Below are 19,681 nucleotides of genomic sequence, written 5' to 3'. Positions count from 1 at the left end.
ATGTCTACGCTCTTAGACAATCGTTATGAATTAATTGAACGTATAGGCGACGGTGGTATGGCAGAAGTTTATCGTGCTCACGATAAAATGCTAGACCGTTTCGTGGCTATTAAAATTTTACATCCGCAATTTACAAGTGATGAATCATTTGTAAAAAGATTTCGTCGTGAGGCCCAAGGAGCTGCTAAATTATCACATCCAAATATTGTTAGTATTTATGATGTAGGCTCTTGTGATGGTAAATATTATATAGTAATGGAATATATAAAAGGGGAAACTTTAAAAGATAAAATCAATCGTGAAGGCCCTTTGGATATAGATACAACACTTGAAATTGTTGAAGAAATTGCAGGAGCATTAGAAAATGCCCATGCAAATCATCTTGTACATTGTGATATAAAACCACATAATATCTTAATCAATGAAGCAGGTCATGTGAAAGTAGCTGATTTTGGTATAGCTAGAGCTACTTCTTCTTCAACAATCACGTATACAGGTTCTATTGTGGGTTCTGTACATTATTTTTCGCCAGAACAAGCTAAAGGTCATACTATTAGTCCTAAATCAGATATTTATTCTTTAGGTGTAGTAATGTATGAAATGCTTACGGGTAAAGTGCCTTTCACAGGTGAAACAGCTGTAAGTATTGCCATAAAACATCTTCAAGAGCCACCTATTCCACCACATGAATTACGCCCTGATATACCGCCAATTGTTGAGGCTATAGTATTAAAGGCAATGGATAAAAATCCAGATAATCGTTTTTCTAGTACAGAGCTAATAAAGGAAATTGAGCAGGCAAAAAGAAAGCCATTTACAAAGGTCAATGTACCAACAGAAGATCCATTTGCAACAAGAGTGCTTACTAGTGAAGAAATGGAACAATTACAAAATATTGAGCCAAAGAAAACAACAGTAACACCAAATTATAATAAGCCTGTATATCAAGAAGTTACAAATAATGTACCAAAACAAAAATCGACAAATTTCTTTGGTAAAAAGTTTATCATGGGATTGATTTTAATCTTGGTATTGGGTTTTGGTGTAGGTGCATTTTTATCATATGGGGATTTTTGGAGTAGCGAAACAGTGGAAGTACCAAATGTAGTAGGCATGAGTCAAGCTCAAGCAGAAGAAACATTAAAAGCTGAAAACTTGCGTGTAGAAGTAGCCGAAACATTTGATGATTCCGTGCCGGTAGGCAAAGTCGCTTCTCAAACCCCAGAAGCAGGAAAGACTGTAAAGGCAAATCGTCTAGTTACTATATATGTTAGTAAAGGCGGAGAAGAAATCAATATGATCAATTTGGTAGGTATGAGCCAAAGCGAAGCTGAAAGTCAACTTACTAAATTAGGCTTAAAAGTAGGTCAAGTAACAGCAGAGTATTCAGATAAACCAAGTGGTACTATCTTGAAACAATCTGTAGGTGCTAATGATAAAGTTAAAAAAGGTACAAGTATAAACCTTGTTGTAAGTAAGGGAAAAGAAGAAGTCAAAAAAGTATCTGTACCAAATGTAGTAGGACAATCTGTAGATTCTGCTAGAGCTAGTTTAGAAGCACAAGGATTTAATGTGAGTGCTAGTGCTTCATCTGGTAGCGTAACAGCACAGAGTATATCTGCTGGTTCACAGGTAGAAGCTGGTAGTACAATAGAATTGACTGTTTCTTCTGGTAGTGCAGACAGACATGATAATACTCAAAACACATCTAAGACAGAACAACATGAACAGACAAATACTACACATGATAATACAACTACAACAACTCCTGCTCCACAAGAAAAACCAGCAGTAGTAGTACCTCAACGACAGAGAGATTAAATATAGTAATTAATCATTAATAATTTGATAGATTGATTGAATTTGTGAAGGAGGATTATGTAATGAATGCCGTTATTTTATTATCTGGTGGATTAGATTCCACAACTTGTATGGCAGTAGCTAAACAGCAAGGTTATGATTTATATCCTATAAGTTTTAATTATCATCAACGCAATAAAATTGAACTTGAAGGTGCCAAAGAAATTGCTAAATTTTTTGGTGCAAAAAAACATTTGATTATTGATACAAATATGAATGCTATTGGCGGTTCTGCATTAACTGATGAAAATATTGAAGTACCAGAAGGTAATGTTGAACGTAAAGATAATGATGTGCCAGTAACATATGTACCATCAAGAAATTTGATTTTCTTAAGTTATGCTTTAGGTTATGCTGAAGTAGTAAAAGCAGATGCTATCTTTATCGGGGTTAATGCAGTTGATTTTTCTGGATATCCTGATTGCAGACCAGAATTTATCCAGAAATTCCAGGATATGGCAGATTATGCTTGTAAAACAACTGCTGTCGATGGCAAAAAAATAAAGATTGTAACACCTCTACAATCTTTATCTAAAAAAGAAATCATTCAATTAGGTACAAAATTAGGAGCACCATATCATTTGACTCGCAGTTGTTATAATGGCAGAGAAAAAGCTTGTGGTGTTTGTGATAGTTGTAAGCTTCGTTTGAGAGGTTTTGCTGAAGCTGGTATTAAAGATCCTATTGTTTATGAAAAAAACTATAATGATGTAACTAAAAATCATATTGCTTATGAAAACGGAGAGTGAAAATTTGCAAGATGTACAAAATAGAGTAGATAAACGCGGTATTGCCATTCAACGAGTGGGTATCAGCGATGTTTATTTACCATTACAAATAAAGCAAGAACAGCATAGTCAGCCAGTTATGGCTAGATTAAAATTTACTGTGGATTTGCCAATGGAATATAAAGGCACACATATGAGTCGTTTTCAAGAAATTTTGACTAAGTGGCATACAAATCCTATTGGGCAGACTGAAATTGGCAATATTTTAGATGAAGCTATTGCAAAATTAAGTTCTAATTCAGCTCATTTATCTATGAGTTTTAAATACTTTATAGAGAAGACTGCTCCTGTAAGTGGTAAAAAATCTTTATTGGATTTAGATTGTAAAATAAGTGCTGTGAAAACAGTTAATAAAAGCTCTATGCCATTTACACTAGCTATAAAAATACCAGTTACATCTCTTTGTCCATGCAGTAAAGAAATTTCAGCGTATGGTGCACATAATCAACGCAGTATTATTTCTGTAAAGATAAATTATGATGGCAAAAAAACAGCTATAAATATTAAAGATATTGTAAGCTTGATAGAAGCACAAGCTTCTTGCCCATTATATCCACTATTAAAACGTGAAGATGAAAAATATGTAACAGAAAAAGCATATGAAAATCCGAAATTTGTAGAAGATATTTTACGCGATTGTGTATTAGCACTTAGAACATTAGATGATATCAATTATTTCTCTGTAGAATGTGAAAACTTTGAGTCCATTCATAATCATAATGCTTATGCTAGTCATGTAGAATATTTAAAATAAAAATCAAAGCCTAGATTATAGTTTTATAGTCTAGGCTATTTTTTTATAAAAGACATTTAGCAATGTTTATAATCTATGTAATCATGGTATTTTTAGTTTTTAAAGTATATAATTTTCTCATAATTAATAATAAAACAAAAATTATGAGGTGAGTTTATGCTAAAGAATATATTAAAAATAAATAGACCGGATTTTATTGAATTGACTACAGAGACAAAAACAGTGACTGCTAAATGGGAAAATGATGATTATAATTTAGATGATATAAATGTCAATCTAAATCAGGATAATGAACATTTAGCTATTTTTCTTACTGCTCAAACTTCAAAAGTGAAATGGATAAAATTGAGATGGAATAATTTGAGTTGGGATAAAAATGTTCGTTTTTTAGGTGATGCATGGGAACGTGGATATGGTGATATGGAATGGAAAGGTATGAATCCAAATCGTTTTATGCCATGGTACTTCTGTGCTAAAAGTGAAGCAAAATCTGTTTGTTATGGGGTAAAAGTAAGACCTTCGGCAATGTGCTTTTGGCAAGTAGATTCTTTGGGTATGACTTTATTTTTAGATGTTCGCTGTGGTGGTAGCGGTGTAAATCTAAAAGGTAGAGTGATTAAGCTTGCTGATGTTATAGCTTGTGAAATGCGTGATTGCACTAGTTTTGAAGCTATGCAAGAATTTTGCGGTCAGATGTGTGAAGATCCAATTTTACCTAAATATCCTGTTTATGGTAGCAATAACTGGTATTATGCTTATGGTAAAAGTTCAGAAAGTGAAATTTTAGCTGATTGTGATTATATTTTAAATTTAACAAAGGGTATAGAAAATAAACCATATATGGTCATTGATGATTGTTGGCAAGAACATCATCGTTTAAATGAATATAATGGTGGTCCATGGACAAAGGGAAATGAAAAATTCCCAGATATGAAAGCTTTAGCTGAGAAATTAGTGCAAAAAGGCGTGCGTCCAGGTATTTGGGTGAGATTATTATTAAATGAAGATGAAAATATAAAAAATGAGTGGAGATTATCACATAATAATTGTATCGACCCAACTAATCCAGAAGCACTCAATTATATTAAAGAAGATATCAAGAGAATTTGTAATTGGGGATATACTTTAATCAAACATGATTTTTCTACTTTTGATTTATTTGGCAAATGGGGCTTTCAAATGAGTCCACTTGTAACAGATGATGGTTGGCATTTTTATGATGATAGTTTGACAAGTGCTGAAGTGGTGAAATTATTATATAAAGCTATTTTAGATGCAAGTGTGGAAGCTTCTAATGGAGAGACTTTGATACTTGGCTGTAATACTATAGGTCATTTAGGTGCAGGTTATATGCATATTAATCGTACTGGTGATGATACAAGTGGTGTTATTTGGGAAAGAACTAGATTTATGGGCGTGAATACATTAGCTTTCCGTTTACCACAACATGGTAAATTCTATGAAATCGATGCTGATTGTGTAGGTATTGATGGCGGTATTTCATGGTCAATGAATAAACAATGGGCAGATGTATTAGCTCAAAGTGGAACATCTTTATTTATTTCTGTTAGACCAAATATTTTAGATGAAACAGAAAAACAAGAATTACATGAGATTTTGAAGGTAGCATCTAAGCAAGAACATCATGTAATTCCTGTTGATTGGGAAGAAACTACTTGCCCAGAATGTTGGCAGGATAAAGACCATGATATAGATTGTAAATATCAATGGTTTGAAGAAACTGGTTTGAAATTCAATCCAAATACAATACGTTATCAAACTTTCTTAGCTATGATTGAATGATTTAATATTTTACTAAATCGTTTGGTTGGAGATAGTGTTGACGATATTCTCGTGGAGAGATACTAGTAACTTGTTTAAATGCACGTGAAAAAGCAAAAGCGTTTTTATAGCCACATGATAAAGCTACGCTATAAATAGGGATTTTTGTTTTGCTTAAAAGTTCACGTGCATTTGCTATTTTGGCATTAGTTAAAAATTGCTGTGGTGAAGTATTCAATTCTTGTTTAAATAAAGCATATAAATGACTTCTGCTGATATTGAGATATCTAGCGATATCATTTACACTTAGATTAGTAAAAGTATTTTTTTCGATATATTCAATCGCTTTGGTTACATAAAAACTATTATTTAGTTCGACTTTGTTATAAACACTTTGTAAAGCCTCATGGAGTTTGGCGAAAATGAGATATAATTTGCTTTGTAGATAACATTCATTTGCAGGTGTGAGTTGATGATAAGAGAGCATTTCTTTGATTATTTCATAAATAGTTTGATTGCAAGATAGATTGATAATGGGATTATCGGCATTTAAATTTGATTGTTTGAGTAGATGTGGTACATAATCGCCGTTAAAGCATATCCATGTATAAATCCATGGATTAGTAGGTTCTGCCTTATATAAGGTTACAGTGCCGGGAACAGTGAGAAAACATTGGTTTGCTTTTAATTTATAGTGTTTATTATTTAAATAATAATGCCCTTGTCCTTGTAAAATAAAATGGAGCATATAATAATTGCGAACAGCTGGCCCATAAGAATGGGTAGCACCACATTTTTCCCAGCCACATGATACTAAATATAAATCTTTGGAGCTGGTTTTATATTCCATGATTGCAACATCAGACATAAATTCACCGCATTTCTAAAATTAGTTTATATTATTTATCCTAAAGAGAAGTAAATAAGATGTCAATTGAAAAGCGTTAGGAAAAATATTTTGTTTAATTGGCTTTAATTATAATGAAAATAAGTGTAAGATTAATAATATAATTAGTTTTGTAAATAAAAGTAGAATAAAGGGAGGATAAATAGTGTGATTGATTTACATGTACACTCTACAATGTCTGATGGAACGTATACTCCTAGTCAATTGATAAAATTGGCTAAAGACAAAGGACTAAAGGCAATGGCTTTGACTGACCATGATACTATATATGGAAATAAAGAAGCTCAAGAAAGTGCTGAAAAATATGGTGTAGAATTTATTCATGGTATGGAATTAAGTTTAAATTATAATGATCATCAAATCCATGTAGTAGCTTTAGGTTTTGATGAAGAAAGTACAGCTTTTAAAGATTTTTATCATGAATTAAGACAGAAAAAACAATCATCAATAGTATCTGTTATTGATTATTTACAAAAACAAGGTCTAGATATTTCAGTAGCGAAGGTAGAGCCTTTTATTGCTGGAGGAGCATTGGATAAATATGCTATTTTGCGTTATTTAGTATCTGATAAATCAAAAGCCGGCGATATTCAGTATTTATGGGATAGATACATTGACCCTGCTTTTAATAATTTGAATTTGAAGATAACAGAAAATCCAAAGGCAGAAGATGCAATCCAAGCTATGAAAAAAGCTGGGGCTGTTACATCTTTAGCTCATTTTCATAAAAAAATAGGATTTAAAAATTATACAAGAGAAGAACAAGAAGCAAATATAAAATATTTACATGAAATTGGATTAGATGGTATGGAAGCATATTATCCTAATTATACTGAAGATGATGAGAAATTTGCTCATTATTTAATTAAAAAATATGATTTATTGCCAACGGGTGGAACTGATTTTCATGGTGGTAATAGACCATCTGTAGAATTAGGTAGTGGAACGAATAATAATTTAAATATTCCTTATGAGTTTTATCAAAATATCTGTAAACGCTTAAATCGTTGATTTTAATAAATATTTAAAATATAATTATTTGTGGATAATAATTAATATTAATAGTTGACAAAGAGATGTATTAATTATATTATATAAGTGTAATATGAAAACGAATTGATGCCTAGTATAAAAAGGCTAAAAGAAATAAGATATATTGGAGGCTATTAATTATGAAAAAATGGGTTTGCACTGTATGTGGTTGGGTTTATGATGAAGAACTTGGAGATCCAGATTACGATTTAGCTCCTGGTGTAGCATTTGAAGATTTACCAGAAGATTTCGTATGCCCATTATGCGGTGTTGGTAAAGACCAATTCGAAGAAGAAGCTTAATTAAATTTTATAAAATTAAGACATTAACGCAGTATTGCCAATTTTTATATTTGGTATACTGCGTTATTTAGTTTATGTATTTGTGAGGTGTAATTTTGTTTAAAAGAAAATATCATCATAATGCTTCATCTGAAGATTGCAGTAAACTTTGTTGTACAAAAATCGAAAATTTTTCAGCTCATGCGGGTGATACAGAAATTTTTACTGATGTGAATATGCATATTCATTGTGGGCAATTAACTGCTTTGATCGGGCCAAATGGAGCTGGAAAATCAACTTTATTAAAATGTATTTTAGGGCAAGTACCGCATAGTGGAAAATTGCATTATGTAGATGCTAAAGGAAAGCACACGGGAAATCCAATCATAGGATATGTTCCTCAATATTTGCGATTTGATCGTACTTCACCTACTAGTGTAATGGATTTTTTCGCAGCGTGTTTATCAAAATATCCTGTATGGCTTTGCAGTATGAAAAAACTAAGACCAAAGGTATTAGAAAGTTTGCGTAGGGTAAAAGCTGAACATTTGATAGATAGAAGATTAGGAGCTTTGTCTGGCGGTGAAATGCAACGTGTATTGTTATCTCTAGCTTTGAATCCTATGCCAGATTTATTGTTATTAGATGAGCCCGTATCTGGGGTAGACCATAATGGTTTGAAATTATTTTATGAGATTGTTTCTGAACTTAGAGAAAAAGAAGATATGGCAATCGTTTTGATTTCACATGATTTACCACTTGTAGCCCAATATGCTGATCAAGTCGTTTTATTAAATAAAAAAGTGATTTGTAAAGGTAGTCCACAGGAAGTATTTAATCGCAAAGAAACAAAGACTTTATTTGGAAATATCGTGGCTCCATTAGAAGAGGAGGACGAAGTATGTTAGATATTATTTACAATTGCTTAGATGTGATTTTACCTTTTGCGTGGACAAATCATATATTTATGAAAAATGCCTTTTTGGCTGTGTTGATGATTACTCCACTTTTGGGCATTTTAAGCACTATGGTTGTCAGCAATCGCATGGCGTTTTTCTCTGATTCTTTAGGTCATGGAGCTTTTACTGGGGTAGCTGTTGGTGTATTGTTAGGTAGTGGTGAACCGCTTATTTCATTGATTGTATTTTCGATAATATTTGCAGCATTGATCACTTATATAAAACATCGCAGTAGTGCTTCTACAGATACAATTATTGGTGTTTTTTCTTCGGCTGGTATAGCTATAGGTCTTATCTTGATGTCACATGGTGGCAGTTTTAATAATTATACTTCTTATTTTATTGGTGATATTTTAAGTATTACAGCTAATGAACTTGCATATTTATTCATAACTTTTATTGTTGTGGTCATTGCGTGGTGTTTGTTGTTTAATCAAATATTAATAATTAGTATAAATGATGGTTTTGCTGCTAGTAGAGGTATTAAGACTTTATATATTGAAATGATTTTTGCTGCTATTGTAGCTGTTGTAGTTTCCATAAGCATTCAATGGGTAGGATTATTGATTATAAATTCTCTATTGATTTTACCAGCAGCTGCTGCCAGAAATATAGCAGTTAATGCTAGACAATATCATGCTTTATCTATTTGTTTTGCCATTTGTGCAGGAATTTTGGGACTTGTGATTTCTTATTATGCTGATATTGCAACTGGGGCAACTATTGCTATTTTTGCAGCGATTATATTTTTTGTTACATTATTTTTGCGACCATATTTTCAAAATTGATCGATTAAGTTTATGATTGTACTAGATTTAATATTTTGATTGTGTTATACTTAGGTTTACAAGTTTACTTTAATGTATAAAAATGAGGTTTTTATGAAAATAACTAAAAAAATAAAAGATGAAATGTTAGAGATTTTAGAAACGACATATAAAGATGCTAAGCCAGCCTTGATTTTTAATAATCCTTTTGAATTATTGATTGCAGTTATATTATCAGCACAGTGTACGGATAAACGTGTGAATATAACTACAGCTCGTTTATTTGCCAAGGCCAATACTCCAGAAAAGATTTTGGAGATGGGTGTTACTGCTTTAGAAGAAGAAATTCGTGATTGTGGACTATTTAGAAATAAAGCAAAAAATATAATAGCTACTTGTCATAAATTATGTAGTGATTATAATGGTGAAGTTCCAGAGCAATTTGAAGAGTTATTGAAACTGCCAGGTGTAGGCAGAAAAACGGCAAATGTTGTTTCTAGTATTGCCTTTAATCGTCCTGCTATAGCTGTGGATACGCATGTATTTAGAGTATCTAATCGTTTGAAATTAGCTGAAGGTAGTACTCCAAATGAAGTAGAAAAAGGATTGCAAAAAGCAATACCGATGGAAAAATGGTCAGATGCACATCATTGGCTTATATGGCATGGTCGTAAACTTTGTAGAGCAAGAAATCCTTTATGTGGAGAGTGTCCACTCAAAGATATTTGCCCTTCTGCATTATTGAAAGCTTGATATAATTATATTGAGGAGATGTTTTGATGATTTATCGTAAAGCTACATTTAACGATGTTGAAGAAATATACAATTTAGTAAATTTATATGCTCAAGAAGGAGTAATGTTAGCACGTTCACGAAATACTTTATATGAAACTTTGAGAGATATGTATGTTGCTGAAGAAAATGGCGAAATACTAGGTGTAGGAGGTCTGCATATAGTTTGGGATGAATTGGCAGAAGTCCGCACTTTAGCAGTAGCGAAAAAAGCTTTACGTCGTCATATTGGTGCAAATATTGTAAAACATCTCATAGAAGAAGGAAAAGATTTAGGTATAAGGAAGGTATTTACCTTAACATATCAAGATAAATTCTTTGGTAGTTTAGGATTTAAAGTAGTGACAAAAGATGATTTACCTCAAAAAGTTTGGAAGGATTGCATCGATTGTCCGAAATTCCCAAATTGTGATGAAATCGCCATGGAGATGTATATTTAATATATTGGATAAAAAGCTGGCTTATTATATTAGTCAGCTTTATTTTTTTGTCTTTATAAAAAATAGGTATTAGGATAAAATTAAGATAATAATATTGATAGTTTAATACATAATTTTAATTAGATATATTTTTATTAATATTTCAGGAGATGATTTTTTGCAAGCTGGAGAAACAACATTAAATAAATTATTAAATACATCTCGTCAATTCATCGTGCCTATTTTTCAGAGAAATTATAGTTGGCAAAAAAGCCAATATGAACAATTATGGTTGGATATTTTGCGTGCTAGTAAATTTAAAGAAAAACAAAATCATTTTATTGGCTCTATTGTGTATATTGATATGGGAACACCAGCGGGAAGACCTCAACAATTATTATTGATTGATGGTCAACAACGTTTGACGACAATTTCTATTTTATTATGTGCGATAAAAGATTATGTACAAAAATTTGATTTGAAAACAAAATTTATTAATTTAGCAAAAATAAAAAATCAATTTTTATATAATAGTGATGAAGTAGATGAAGATAGATACAAATTATTATTGAATGTGCAAGATAAAGAAACGTATATAAAATTGGTAGATGATACATTATTTACAGTGAATAAGCCTGCTATGAATATCATTAAATGTTATGAATTTTTTTATGCCCAGATAGAAGAATATGTAAAACAACATGGACAAATAGATGATATTTATACAGGAATTTTCAAATTGAGTTTAGTCTCAATTTCTTTGGATAAAGATAGTGATAATCCCCAGATGATTTTTGAAAGTATGAATTCCACAGGTAAAGATTTATCACAGACGGATCTATTGCGTAATTATTTGTTGATGGATTTAACACCAGAAAAGCAAAATTTATTGTATAAGACATATTGGAAACCGATGGAAGAATTATTCGGTGAAGATATTTATAAAAATGATTTAAATAAATTTGATTATTTTATTCGTGATTTTTTGACTTTAAAAAATGATACAGGACATATTTGTAAGATAAATAATGTATATGAGAATTTTAAGCGTTATTATTTAGATAATAATTGCGAAAAATTTGCTATATTAAAAGAATTATTTACGTATGCGAAATATTATGCTTGTATTGATTTATTGCAAGAAAAAGATGATGACTTAAAATTTTATTGGCGAGAATTAAAAAAATTAGATAGTCATGTGGCATATCCATTTTTGCTTAGATTGTATGATGACTATAGTAAGCAGATGTTAACTAAAAATGATTTTATAAGGATTTTGCAAGTGGTGATGAGTTATCTATGGCGAAGAGCTATTTGTGAAATACCGACCAATTCACTTAGTAAAACTTTTGCTACTTTATATCAAGAAGTAAATAAAAAAGATTGTGCTAATAGTGTAATTAAAGCTTTTGTATTTAAATCAAGTTATAAGCGATTTCCGTCTGATTATGAGGTACGAGAAAAATTGCAAACGAAGGATATATATCATTTCCGCTTGCGTAAATATTTATTAGAAGTGTTAGAAAATTATTATCATAAAGAGCCCATTGATTTAAATACAGCAAATTATACTATAGAACATATTATGCCTCAAAATATAGAACATAATCTATCATGGCAAAAAATGTTAGGTGAAGATTGGCAAGAGGTGCATAGTCTGTATTTGCATACTTTAGGTAATTTAACGCTAACAGGTTATAATGCAGAAATGAGCAATAAATCTTTTGACGAAAAAGTGAATTGTGAAAGTGGATTTAAACATAGTCATTTGAAATTAAATGAAAGTATTGCTCAATTTGATGTATGGGATAAAAAGGCTATTCAACGAAGAACGAATATATTGACGGATATAATTTTAAAAATATGGCAATATCCAGAATTTTAAATTGTTAATAGGGGTTGGTTGTGTTTTATGTTAGATAAAAAAATAACTGATGGCGAATTAGAACTATATCTGGAAGAAAATCATCATGTGGATTTTATAATTGAAGAGGAAACAGCATATACTAAAGAAGAGATTGAACAGATAAAATCTATGCTAGACGAAAAGATAAATAATTTAGAGTTAGAAATAGATAATTTAGTTGAGTCAAGTGATGATGATTTTATCAATGGAGAATTTATGCGACAAGAAGAAAATGAAGATGATTCTATAATTGATAAAGAAAAAATCAATGAATTAAAATCGACATTAAATGATAAAATCAATAAATTAGAATTAGAGTTAAAGAACTTATAAATTATTATTGGGCACACAAAAAGGCATATAGAGAAAATAGTAATGGATTTTAAATATTTAAACAAGCTTTAGATTATTGATTTTAAAGCTTGTTTAATTTTTAGGAGGTGAAAAAATGCACGATATATGGAACCCATGGCATGGTTGTCTTAAATATAGTGAAGGCTGTAAAAATTGTTATATGTATTATCTAGATAAGATAAGAGGTAATAGTGGAGCCTACATCTATAAAGTAAAGGCAAATTTTTATTATCCATTAGCTAAAAATAGACAAGGCGAATATAAGATAAAAAGTGGTGAACAAATAAGGGTTTGTATGACATCAGATTTTTTCTTAAAAGAAGCTGATGAGTGGCGAGAAGAAGCATGGAGAATAATAAAAGCTAGAAGTGATGTTATATTTATATTGATAACAAAAAGAGCAGAAAGAATAAGAGCATGTTTACCTAAAAATTGGGGCGATGGTTGGGAAAATGTGTTTTTGCATGTAACTTGTGAAAATCAAAAGCGTGCAGATGAGAGAATACCTATATTATTGAATTTGCCATTTAAACATAAAGGTATAATAGTTGCTCCATTTTTAGAGAATGTAAGTATAGCAAAATATTTAAAAAATGGAGAAATTGAGCAAGTGATTTGTGGCGGGGAAAATTATAATGGAGCTAGAGTTTGTGATTTTGATTGGGTGAAAAACTTGCGACAAGAATGCGTAACATCAAATATTACATTTTGTTTTATGGAAACAGGAACAGTTTTTATGAAGGATAAAAAAATATATAATTTACCTTCAAAGGATTTGCAAAGTAAAATGGCTTTTAGATCTAAAATGAATTATCAAGGCAAAGAAATAGTATTTAAATTATACGATCAATTTGGAAGATTATTAGATAAAGAAAAATTGTATAAAAGAAGTTTCAAGCTAAAATGCAATGAATGTGCTAGTAAACTTATTTGTAATGGTTGTAGTAATTGTAAAGAAAATTGTTAATAAAAAACCTAATCCCTTAAATAACAAGAGATTAGGTTTTTTAAATTAATGATTTTTTTCGTATTCAGTTAAAACCTGTTCAAGGATTTCAGCAGTAGCTTTTACTGTATTTAAGCAGTGAACTTCTTTAGAGAAAAATTTTGCTTTAATTTGACAGCAGAGTCTAGAAGAAAAATGAGCTTGGAAAGCTCTGACAAAGTTTAACATTAGAGGTTTTAAATCATCAGTTTCATGAGCTTTAGTTTCGATATATTTGCTGGAAATAACACATGCTGAACCACTTAAAGCACCACAAATATCACCAACTTGAAGGCCACCACCAAATGCTCCTGTCATTTTTAAAGCTTTGTCGTCAAGATGTAAATTGTAATATTCATTGCCTGCACGAGTAAGGCTTTCGGCACAATTATAACCTTGTATGTAATATTTTTCTGCTATGTCTTTTAACATAATATAATTCTTAGTCTCCTTTTATAAAATATTAAAGATATATAATTTAGTATTATAGCATATATTTTTAAATACTAGCAAAATGGTATATAATAAACATATCAAATAAGAGAGGTAAAACTATGAAAAAAATAGTTGAAATTTGTTGTGGGAGTTATGAAGATGCTATCAATGCTTATAATGGAGGAGCTGAAAGAATAGAATTAAATTCGGCATTACATTTAGGCGGATTAACGCCCAGTATATCTACTTTGAAATTGGTAAAAAAACATACTAAATTAAGGGTAATTTGTATGGTAAGACCAAGAGGAGCAGGTTTTTGTTATAGTGATTTAGAAAAAAAGCAGATTTTTGCTGAAGCAAAAGATTTATTAGAATATGGAGCTGATGGATTGGCTTTTGGCTTTTTAACTGAAGATAGAACAATTGATTTAGAATGTACACAAAAAATGGTAGATTTAGTACATTTATATGATAAAATTGCAGTATTTCACAGAGCCTTTGATTGTGTAAAAGATGACAAAACAGCAATAAATGAATTAATAAGATTAAAGGTAGATAGAGTATTAACTAGTGGACTGAAAGCAACAGCTGTAGAAGGAAAAGAAATTATTAGAAATTTACAAGAAACAGTAGGAGCAAAAATAGAGATTTTAGCAGGTAGTGGTATTAATAAAGATAATGTAAAAGATTTAATAGAATATACAAAAGTAAAGCAGATACATTCATCTTGTAGGGCTTGGCAAGAAGATAAAACGACTTTTGGCGATTTTGTAAATTATGCATTTGCTCAAGGTGAAAATAAAGCTTGTTATGATTATGTAGATGAAAATTTAGTGAGAAATTTAATTAAAGCTGTTAATGAATAATTTTTTGTAAGTTAGGAGAATGATTTTGCAGTTAAAATGGGAGAGTTTTAATTATAATTTGAAGAAAGATTTCAAGTTATTTATTTTTGTTTGGTTATATTTAAATTTATTGCGTGTAATTTCATTGATAACGATGAAAAGTTATGCTGGTGATATAAATTTAAATGATATTTTGTTGACTATCTATTATGGGGCGAGAATTAGCTTAAAAACAGCAGGTGTACTTATGCTATTTACATTTATTTTTGTTACATTAATAGGTTGGTTGATAAATAAGCATTTAGATAAATTGAGATTGGGATTATCAGCAATATTTTTATTTATATTGAATTTTTTATTTGTAGCAAAATATTTTTATTATAGGGAATTTCATACTAATTTTAATGAAATGGTATTTAATGCTGTAAATGATGATGTAAAAGCTTTATTTTATACAATGATAGAGCAATATCATTTATTGGAAGGCACAGTAATCATTATTTTATTTACAGCTATAGTCGTGTATATCTTGAAAAAGTATCTTGCTTGGCAGTGGATAAAAAAATCTTTTAAATTTGAAAAAAGTCTTGTATTTAAAATATCAGTGATAGTATTTACTTTAGTTTTTGCTTTATTTGTACGCTTTGGTGCTAGTTTTTCATATGCAAAATCTATTCATTGGGAAAATTGTGCAAAGACGAAGGATACTTTTCTTAATGAGATAATTTTAGATGATATGCAGGCAATTTATCGAGGATATTCTATTAAAAAACGCATTGATAATGGCGTGATTTATGGCGTATATAAGGAAAATATCGTCCAAAATGTAGAATTTTTAGCGAAAAATAGTGATGCTTATCGTTTGCAAAAACAAGACTTAAGTCAAATTGATAGTAATTTAGTATATCAAGCTCATGGTAATATAATTGATAAAAAACAGCATATATTTATTATAATTGGTGAAAGTTTTGCTCAATGGCCATTATTAGATGAATATGCAAATTTGCAATTAGGCGAAAATATGCGAGCTATTATGCAAAAAGATAATGCAACATATACACATAATTTCATGCCTAATGGTGCATTTACACCTATGGCAGTAAATGCTATTATTTGTGGTTTATCTGATGTGAATATATATCCTAATCATCAATATGAGTCATATAAGCAGGTATATGCAACATCTTTTGCACCACAGATAAAAAAATTAGGATATAAAACACAGTTTTGGTATGCTGGTTTTAGTGGTTGGGAGAGAATAAAGGATTTTGCTTTGGCACAAGGTTTTGATGAATTCCATTGTGCATCAGATTATCAATATCCATCAGGTAATGTGTGGGGATGTGATGATGAATTTATCTTTGACAAATTAAAACAAGAAGTAGTTCAAAATGATGAACCTACAGTATATGTGATTTTATCTGTATCAAATCATGCTCCTTATAGTGTAGATTTAGCAAAAGCAGGTTTTCCAAAAGAAGAAGTACGAGCTAAATTACCTGTAGATGTGCAAAATAATGAAGATTTATTGAATAAATTAGGTCATTATTGGTATACAGATAAAGTGATTGGCAATTTTGTTAAAGATATTGAAACAATATATCCTAAAGAAAATCTATTTGTGATTACTGGCGATCATGCTGATAGAACAAATATAGAAGCGAAACCTACATTATTTAATCGATATACTGTACCATGTATTATCTATGGTAATGGTATTACGAAAAATACATTATCAGATGAAGTGGCTGGCGGTCATATTAATATTGGGGCAACGGTATTTGAATTAATAGCCCCACAAGGTTTTGAATATTATAGTTTAGGTAAAGCTTTAACAAGAGGTTCAAATGTAGGCTTTAATGATGGTATTTGGATAACAAATAAGCAGATTGGTAAATTAGATGGGAATGAACCTGTAGAAGTAGAACAAACTTTAAAAGCATATAGAACAATCTCTTGGTGGAGAAGTATAAACGGTAATACAATTAAATAAAGCAAATAGCCATTTTCTTAGTTATAAAATAATAAAAAGAAAATGGCTATTTTTATATATTATCGAGATATTAATTTAAATTAGTTTTGTTTTAAAGTACGTTGTTTTAATACTTCATAAGCTAAGATAGCAGCAGCATTAGAAGCATTTAAAGAATTTACTTTGCCACGCATTGGAATTTTGACGATGAAGTCGCAAGCATTTTTTGTAAGACGACTAACACCGCGACCTTCACTGCCGATAACTAAAACGAGCGGGCCTGTCATATTAGCGTCATAATAATTTTCTGTACCGTCCATGTCTGCTCCAGCTACCCAAAGGCCTTTTTGTTTCAATTCTTCTAAAGTTTGTACCACATTACCAATACGAGCTACAGGAACATATTCTAAAGCTCCAGCAGAAGTTTTGGCTACGATAGAAGATAATGGGCAACTGCGATGTTTAGGAATTAAAATACCGTGAGCACCAACAGCGTCAGCAGTACGTAAGATAGCACCGAGATTATGAGGATCTTCTAATTCATCTAATAAAATAATGAATGGATCTTCATTGCGTTCTTTGGCGAGGTTTAAAATATCATCGAGTTCTACATAATCAACAGGAGCTGCATAAGCTGCAATACCTTGATGACGTTGACCGCCACAGATTTGGTCAAGTTTTTCAGTATTTACATTTTGCACAATGATACGGCGTTCTCTAGCGAGTGTCATGATTTCAGGCATAGAACCACCATGAGCACTATCTGCGATCAAGATGCGATTGATAGAACGGCCACTTTTTAAAGCTTCGCGAACAGCATTGCGACCAAGTAAAATATCTTCACTAATTTCTATTTTTTTTGGTCTGGCTTGACGCACATCATTAATTTTTTTCTTTGGACGAGGACTTACTACAAATTTATTTTTTTTATCTTTTTTAGGTTTGTTTTTTGTTGGACGCATGATAATCTCCATTTCTTATTAATATTTTATAAATTATTCTTCACGTAATTTGAGCATTTCTTTAAATTTACCGCAAGTCATAGCACCTTCAGGGCAACGACCAGTGCGAACACAAGTTGCACCTGCATTTTTAAATAAAAGAGGAGCTACTTTTTTTACTTCAGCGAGCATTAAATATGCCATTTGGCGAATTTCCCATTGAGCACGATTACAGCAACGAAGAGAAAAGAAGTTAAGTAATGAACGAGCATTAAATGTTGCTAAGACTTTTGTTTCGGTAGCATTAGCTAAAACATAGCGAGCATCTTCTTTAGGAATATCCATAGCAACTAATTCATCATAAGTTTGGCGAATTGTATGCATTAGATTTTCAAATTTTGCTTTAGCTTCATCATTTTCAGCGATTGATGGCGGTAAGATATATTCAAAATCATGTTCACTTACATAACGTTGAGATTGTTGAGAGTAAGAAGCAATGCGATGACGTACTAATTGATGAGAGAGTACGCGAGAAATACCCTCAATAGCAAAAGTAAAAGTAACATGTTCCATAGTGGAAGCATGGCCCATGCTGATAATTTTTTCTACAAGTTTTGTGACTTGTTCATCAGTCATTTTTTCAGATAACTCTTCTGCACCAGCAGGAGAATAACAAAGACGAGCTGCCATAGCTACAGTACGTTCTGGCTCAGCAGTATATTTCATAAGTTTAACTTTAATCAAAGTAAAGCACTCTCCTAATATAAATTAAGTAAATTAATTATAACTAGTTTTAAAATTTTTCACAAGCTACTAGTTTTAAAACTTTTTATAAGTTGAAAAAAATAAAGCGTAGTAAAAAAGAGCAATACTAATAATTTACATTTAATAATTAGTATTGCTCTTTCATTATAGAATTAAATTTCGTTTAAATAATCGGTTACAGACTTAATAGCATTAGCACCATCGGAAGCAGCAGTTAAGACTTGACGTAAATCTTTAGTACGTAAATCACCAGCTACAAAGAAGCCTTTAGCATTTGTTTTACCTGTTTCATCAGCAATAACATAACCAGCATCATCAGTATTGACAAAATCAGGTACTAGTTGATTATTAGGTATCATGCCCACTGCCACGAAAATTCCATCTACAGGAATATCTACAATTTCGCCAGTCTTTTTATATTCAATTTCAATAGCAGAAACTTTTTTATCCCCTTTGATAGATTTTGGCAAAGCAGATTTTACAAATTCTACATTTGGCATAGCAAAAATTTTCTCTTGAGAATGTTTATCTCCACGTAATTCATCACGACGATGGATTAAATAAACTTTTTCACAGATTTTGGCAAGGAATAAAACATCTTCAAGAGCAGTATTTCCGCCACCAATAACAGCAGTTGTTTTATTGCGATAAAAAGCACCATCACAAGTAGCACAATAATAAACACCACGGCTTAAATATTGCTGTTCTCCAGGAATATCCAAAGTGCGAGGATTAGCACCAGTAGCTAAAATTACAGATTTAGTCAAGATTGGTTCTTGTCCATTAACTTCAATAGTATAAGTATTATCCTCGTTTTGTTTAATAGCAGTTACTTCAGCTTCTTTAATTTCAGCACCTAATTTTTCAGCATGTTCTTGAAGTGCCATAGAAAAAGAAGCTCCATCAATATTAGGCATACCAGGATAATTATCTAAATCATTAGTAGTGACAATCTGACCACCACTATAACCTGCTTTTTCCAAAACAACATAATTTAAAGCAGCACGAGAAGCATATATAGCAGCAGCAAGACCAGCAGGCCCACTGCCGATGATAACAGTATCTAACATAAAATCACCTACAATATAAAATCAATATTCCTTATAAAATAATAATTATTATCCATTACTTAAATTA

Annotated in this window: 20 protein-coding genes; 15 read left to right on the top strand and 5 right to left on the bottom strand. The window is 31.0% G+C overall.

Annotation, left to right across the window (positions count from 1 at the left end; all coding sequences use genetic code 11):
- The 4 genes from pknB (at window position 1) to Q5I67_RS05065 (ending at window position 5,205) form a co-directional block, all read left to right on the top strand.
- On the top strand, window positions 1–1,821 hold the full coding sequence (gene pknB, locus Q5I67_RS05080; protein WP_302486563.1) for a Stk1 family PASTA domain-containing Ser/Thr kinase: 1,821 nt from the start codon (window positions 1–3) through the stop codon (window positions 1,819–1,821).
- A gap of 62 nt (window positions 1,822–1,883) precedes the next feature.
- Complete coding sequence (gene queC / locus Q5I67_RS05075; RefSeq protein ID WP_302486562.1) at window positions 1,884–2,609, top strand: 7-cyano-7-deazaguanine synthase QueC; 726 nt, start codon at window positions 1,884–1,886, stop codon at window positions 2,607–2,609.
- Between the two features lie 4 nt (window positions 2,610–2,613).
- On the top strand, window positions 2,614–3,402 hold the full coding sequence (gene folE2 / locus Q5I67_RS05070; RefSeq protein ID WP_296922393.1) for a GTP cyclohydrolase FolE2: 789 nt from the start codon (window positions 2,614–2,616) through the stop codon (window positions 3,400–3,402).
- Between the two features lie 156 nt (window positions 3,403–3,558).
- A complete protein-coding gene (locus Q5I67_RS05065) occupies window positions 3,559–5,205 on the top strand; it encodes a glycoside hydrolase family 36 protein (RefSeq protein ID WP_302486561.1) in 1,647 nt (548 codons plus the stop codon).
- Window position 5,206: 1 nt separating this feature from the next.
- Here Q5I67_RS05065 and Q5I67_RS05060 read toward each other — a convergent pair whose 3' ends face one another.
- A complete protein-coding gene (locus Q5I67_RS05060; RefSeq protein ID WP_302486560.1) occupies window positions 5,207–6,052 on the bottom strand; it encodes an AraC family transcriptional regulator in 846 nt (281 codons plus the stop codon).
- Window positions 6,053–6,238: 186 nt separating this feature from the next.
- On the opposite strand from Q5I67_RS05060, the gene Q5I67_RS05055 reads away from it, so the two are divergent.
- The 9 genes from Q5I67_RS05055 to Q5I67_RS05015 all read left to right on the top strand — a co-directional run bounded on the left by Q5I67_RS05055 (window position 6,239) and on the right by Q5I67_RS05015 (window position 13,568).
- Window positions 6,239–7,102, top strand: coding sequence for a PHP domain-containing protein (locus Q5I67_RS05055; RefSeq protein ID WP_302486559.1), 864 nt, complete (start codon window positions 6,239–6,241; stop codon window positions 7,100–7,102).
- Window positions 7,103–7,263: 161 nt separating this feature from the next.
- Window positions 7,264–7,425 carry a rubredoxin gene (gene rd / locus Q5I67_RS05050; RefSeq protein ID WP_296922351.1) on the top strand — a complete coding sequence of 54 codons (162 nt, stop codon included), beginning with the start codon at window positions 7,264–7,266 and terminating at the stop codon, window positions 7,423–7,425.
- A 95-nt stretch (window positions 7,426–7,520) separates the two neighbouring features.
- A complete protein-coding gene (locus Q5I67_RS05045) occupies window positions 7,521–8,312 on the top strand; it encodes a metal ABC transporter ATP-binding protein (RefSeq protein ID WP_302486558.1) in 792 nt (263 codons plus the stop codon).
- Complete coding sequence (locus tag Q5I67_RS05040; protein ID WP_302486557.1) at window positions 8,306–9,151, top strand: metal ABC transporter permease; 846 nt, start codon at window positions 8,306–8,308, stop codon at window positions 9,149–9,151. The genes Q5I67_RS05045 and Q5I67_RS05040 overlap by 7 nt, the downstream gene beginning before the upstream one ends.
- 93 nt (window positions 9,152–9,244) lie before the next feature.
- Window positions 9,245–9,883 carry an endonuclease III gene (gene nth, locus Q5I67_RS05035; RefSeq protein WP_296922359.1) on the top strand — a complete coding sequence of 213 codons (639 nt, stop codon included), beginning with the start codon at window positions 9,245–9,247 and terminating at the stop codon, window positions 9,881–9,883.
- A 26-nt stretch (window positions 9,884–9,909) separates the two neighbouring features.
- Entirely contained in the window at window positions 9,910–10,362 is a 453-nt protein-coding gene (locus Q5I67_RS05030) for an N-acetyltransferase (protein WP_296922362.1), read from the top strand.
- A gap of 157 nt (window positions 10,363–10,519) precedes the next feature.
- Complete coding sequence (locus Q5I67_RS05025) at window positions 10,520–12,226, top strand: DUF262 domain-containing protein (protein ID WP_302486556.1); 1,707 nt, start codon at window positions 10,520–10,522, stop codon at window positions 12,224–12,226.
- 27 nt (window positions 12,227–12,253) lie between these two features.
- Window positions 12,254–12,580: a hypothetical protein gene (locus Q5I67_RS05020; RefSeq protein WP_302486555.1), complete on the top strand. Its 327-nt coding sequence runs from the start codon at window positions 12,254–12,256 to the stop codon at window positions 12,578–12,580.
- Window positions 12,581–12,695: 115 nt separating this feature from the next.
- On the top strand, window positions 12,696–13,568 hold the full coding sequence (locus Q5I67_RS05015) for a DUF5131 family protein (RefSeq protein WP_302486554.1): 873 nt from the start codon (window positions 12,696–12,698) through the stop codon (window positions 13,566–13,568).
- Window positions 13,569–13,613: 45 nt separating this feature from the next.
- Here the strand turns inward: Q5I67_RS05015 and Q5I67_RS05010 are convergent, their stop codons facing one another.
- Window positions 13,614–14,018: a C-GCAxxG-C-C family (seleno)protein gene (locus Q5I67_RS05010; RefSeq protein ID WP_302486553.1), complete on the bottom strand. Its 405-nt coding sequence runs from the start codon at window positions 14,016–14,018 to the stop codon at window positions 13,614–13,616.
- Window positions 14,019–14,140: 122 nt separating this feature from the next.
- Here Q5I67_RS05010 and Q5I67_RS05005 point away from each other — a divergent pair, with 122 nt between their 5' ends.
- Together Q5I67_RS05005 and Q5I67_RS05000 are read left to right on the top strand one after the other, a co-directional pair.
- On the top strand, window positions 14,141–14,887 hold the full coding sequence (locus Q5I67_RS05005) for a copper homeostasis protein CutC (protein ID WP_302486552.1): 747 nt from the start codon (window positions 14,141–14,143) through the stop codon (window positions 14,885–14,887).
- Between the two features lie 58 nt (window positions 14,888–14,945).
- The gene (locus tag Q5I67_RS05000; RefSeq protein ID WP_302486551.1) at window positions 14,946–16,859 is read left to right on the top strand and encodes an LTA synthase family protein; all 1,914 of its coding nucleotides are present in this window, start codon (window positions 14,946–14,948) and stop codon (window positions 16,857–16,859) included.
- An 80-nt stretch (window positions 16,860–16,939) separates the two neighbouring features.
- On the opposite strand, the gene rlmB is transcribed toward Q5I67_RS05000, so the two are convergent.
- From rlmB to Q5I67_RS04985, 3 genes are all read right to left on the bottom strand, one after another.
- Window positions 16,940–17,800: a 23S rRNA (guanosine(2251)-2'-O)-methyltransferase RlmB gene (rlmB, locus tag Q5I67_RS04995; protein ID WP_296922380.1), complete on the bottom strand. Its 861-nt coding sequence runs from the start codon at window positions 17,798–17,800 to the stop codon at window positions 16,940–16,942.
- A gap of 33 nt (window positions 17,801–17,833) precedes the next feature.
- Window positions 17,834–18,520: an FAD-dependent thymidylate synthase gene (thyX, locus tag Q5I67_RS04990; protein WP_296898554.1), complete on the bottom strand. Its 687-nt coding sequence runs from the start codon at window positions 18,518–18,520 to the stop codon at window positions 17,834–17,836.
- 176 nt (window positions 18,521–18,696) lie between these two features.
- Window positions 18,697–19,614 (bottom strand): NAD(P)/FAD-dependent oxidoreductase, encoded by a 918-nt coding sequence (locus Q5I67_RS04985; protein ID WP_296898548.1) that lies wholly within the window; start codon window positions 19,612–19,614, stop codon window positions 18,697–18,699.
- Window positions 19,615–19,681: the final 67 nt, after the last annotated feature.

This window comes from uncultured Megamonas sp., from assembly GCF_958438645.1.
In the GTDB taxonomy this organism is placed as follows: Bacteria; Bacillota; Negativicutes; order Selenomonadales; family Selenomonadaceae; genus Megamonas.
The sequence above is the reverse complement of the archived record's forward strand: the minus strand, read 5'-3'. Positions and strand labels throughout refer to the sequence as shown.

Excerpts from the sequence above, each read along its gene's own strand:
- pknB (WP_302486563.1), top strand. The coding sequence starts at position 1 with ATGTCTACGCTCTTAGACAATCGTTATGAATTAATTGAACGTATAGGC.
- queC (WP_302486562.1), top strand. The coding sequence starts at position 1,884 with ATGAATGCCGTTATTTTATTATCTGGTGGATTAGATTCCACAACTTGT.
- Q5I67_RS05065 (WP_302486561.1), top strand. The coding sequence starts at position 3,559 with ATGCTAAAGAATATATTAAAAATAAATAGACCGGATTTTATTGAATTG.
- Q5I67_RS05060 (WP_302486560.1), bottom strand. The coding sequence starts at position 6,052 with ATGTCTGATGTTGCAATCATGGAATATAAAACCAGCTCCAAAGATTTA.
- rd (WP_296922351.1), top strand. The coding sequence starts at position 7,264 with ATGAAAAAATGGGTTTGCACTGTATGTGGTTGGGTTTATGATGAAGAA.
- Q5I67_RS05040 (WP_302486557.1), top strand. The coding sequence starts at position 8,306 with ATGTTAGATATTATTTACAATTGCTTAGATGTGATTTTACCTTTTGCG.
- nth (WP_296922359.1), top strand. The coding sequence starts at position 9,245 with ATGAAAATAACTAAAAAAATAAAAGATGAAATGTTAGAGATTTTAGAA.
- Q5I67_RS05030 (WP_296922362.1), top strand. The coding sequence starts at position 9,910 with ATGATTTATCGTAAAGCTACATTTAACGATGTTGAAGAAATATACAAT.
- Q5I67_RS05020 (WP_302486555.1), top strand. The coding sequence starts at position 12,254 with ATGTTAGATAAAAAAATAACTGATGGCGAATTAGAACTATATCTGGAA.
- Q5I67_RS05015 (WP_302486554.1), top strand. The coding sequence starts at position 12,696 with ATGCACGATATATGGAACCCATGGCATGGTTGTCTTAAATATAGTGAA.
- Q5I67_RS05010 (WP_302486553.1), bottom strand. The coding sequence starts at position 14,018 with ATGTTAAAAGACATAGCAGAAAAATATTACATACAAGGTTATAATTGT.
- Q5I67_RS05005 (WP_302486552.1), top strand. The coding sequence starts at position 14,141 with ATGAAAAAAATAGTTGAAATTTGTTGTGGGAGTTATGAAGATGCTATC.
- rlmB (WP_296922380.1), bottom strand. The coding sequence starts at position 17,800 with ATGCGTCCAACAAAAAACAAACCTAAAAAAGATAAAAAAAATAAATTT.
- Q5I67_RS04985 (WP_296898548.1), bottom strand. The coding sequence starts at position 19,614 with ATGTTAGATACTGTTATCATCGGCAGTGGGCCTGCTGGTCTTGCTGCT.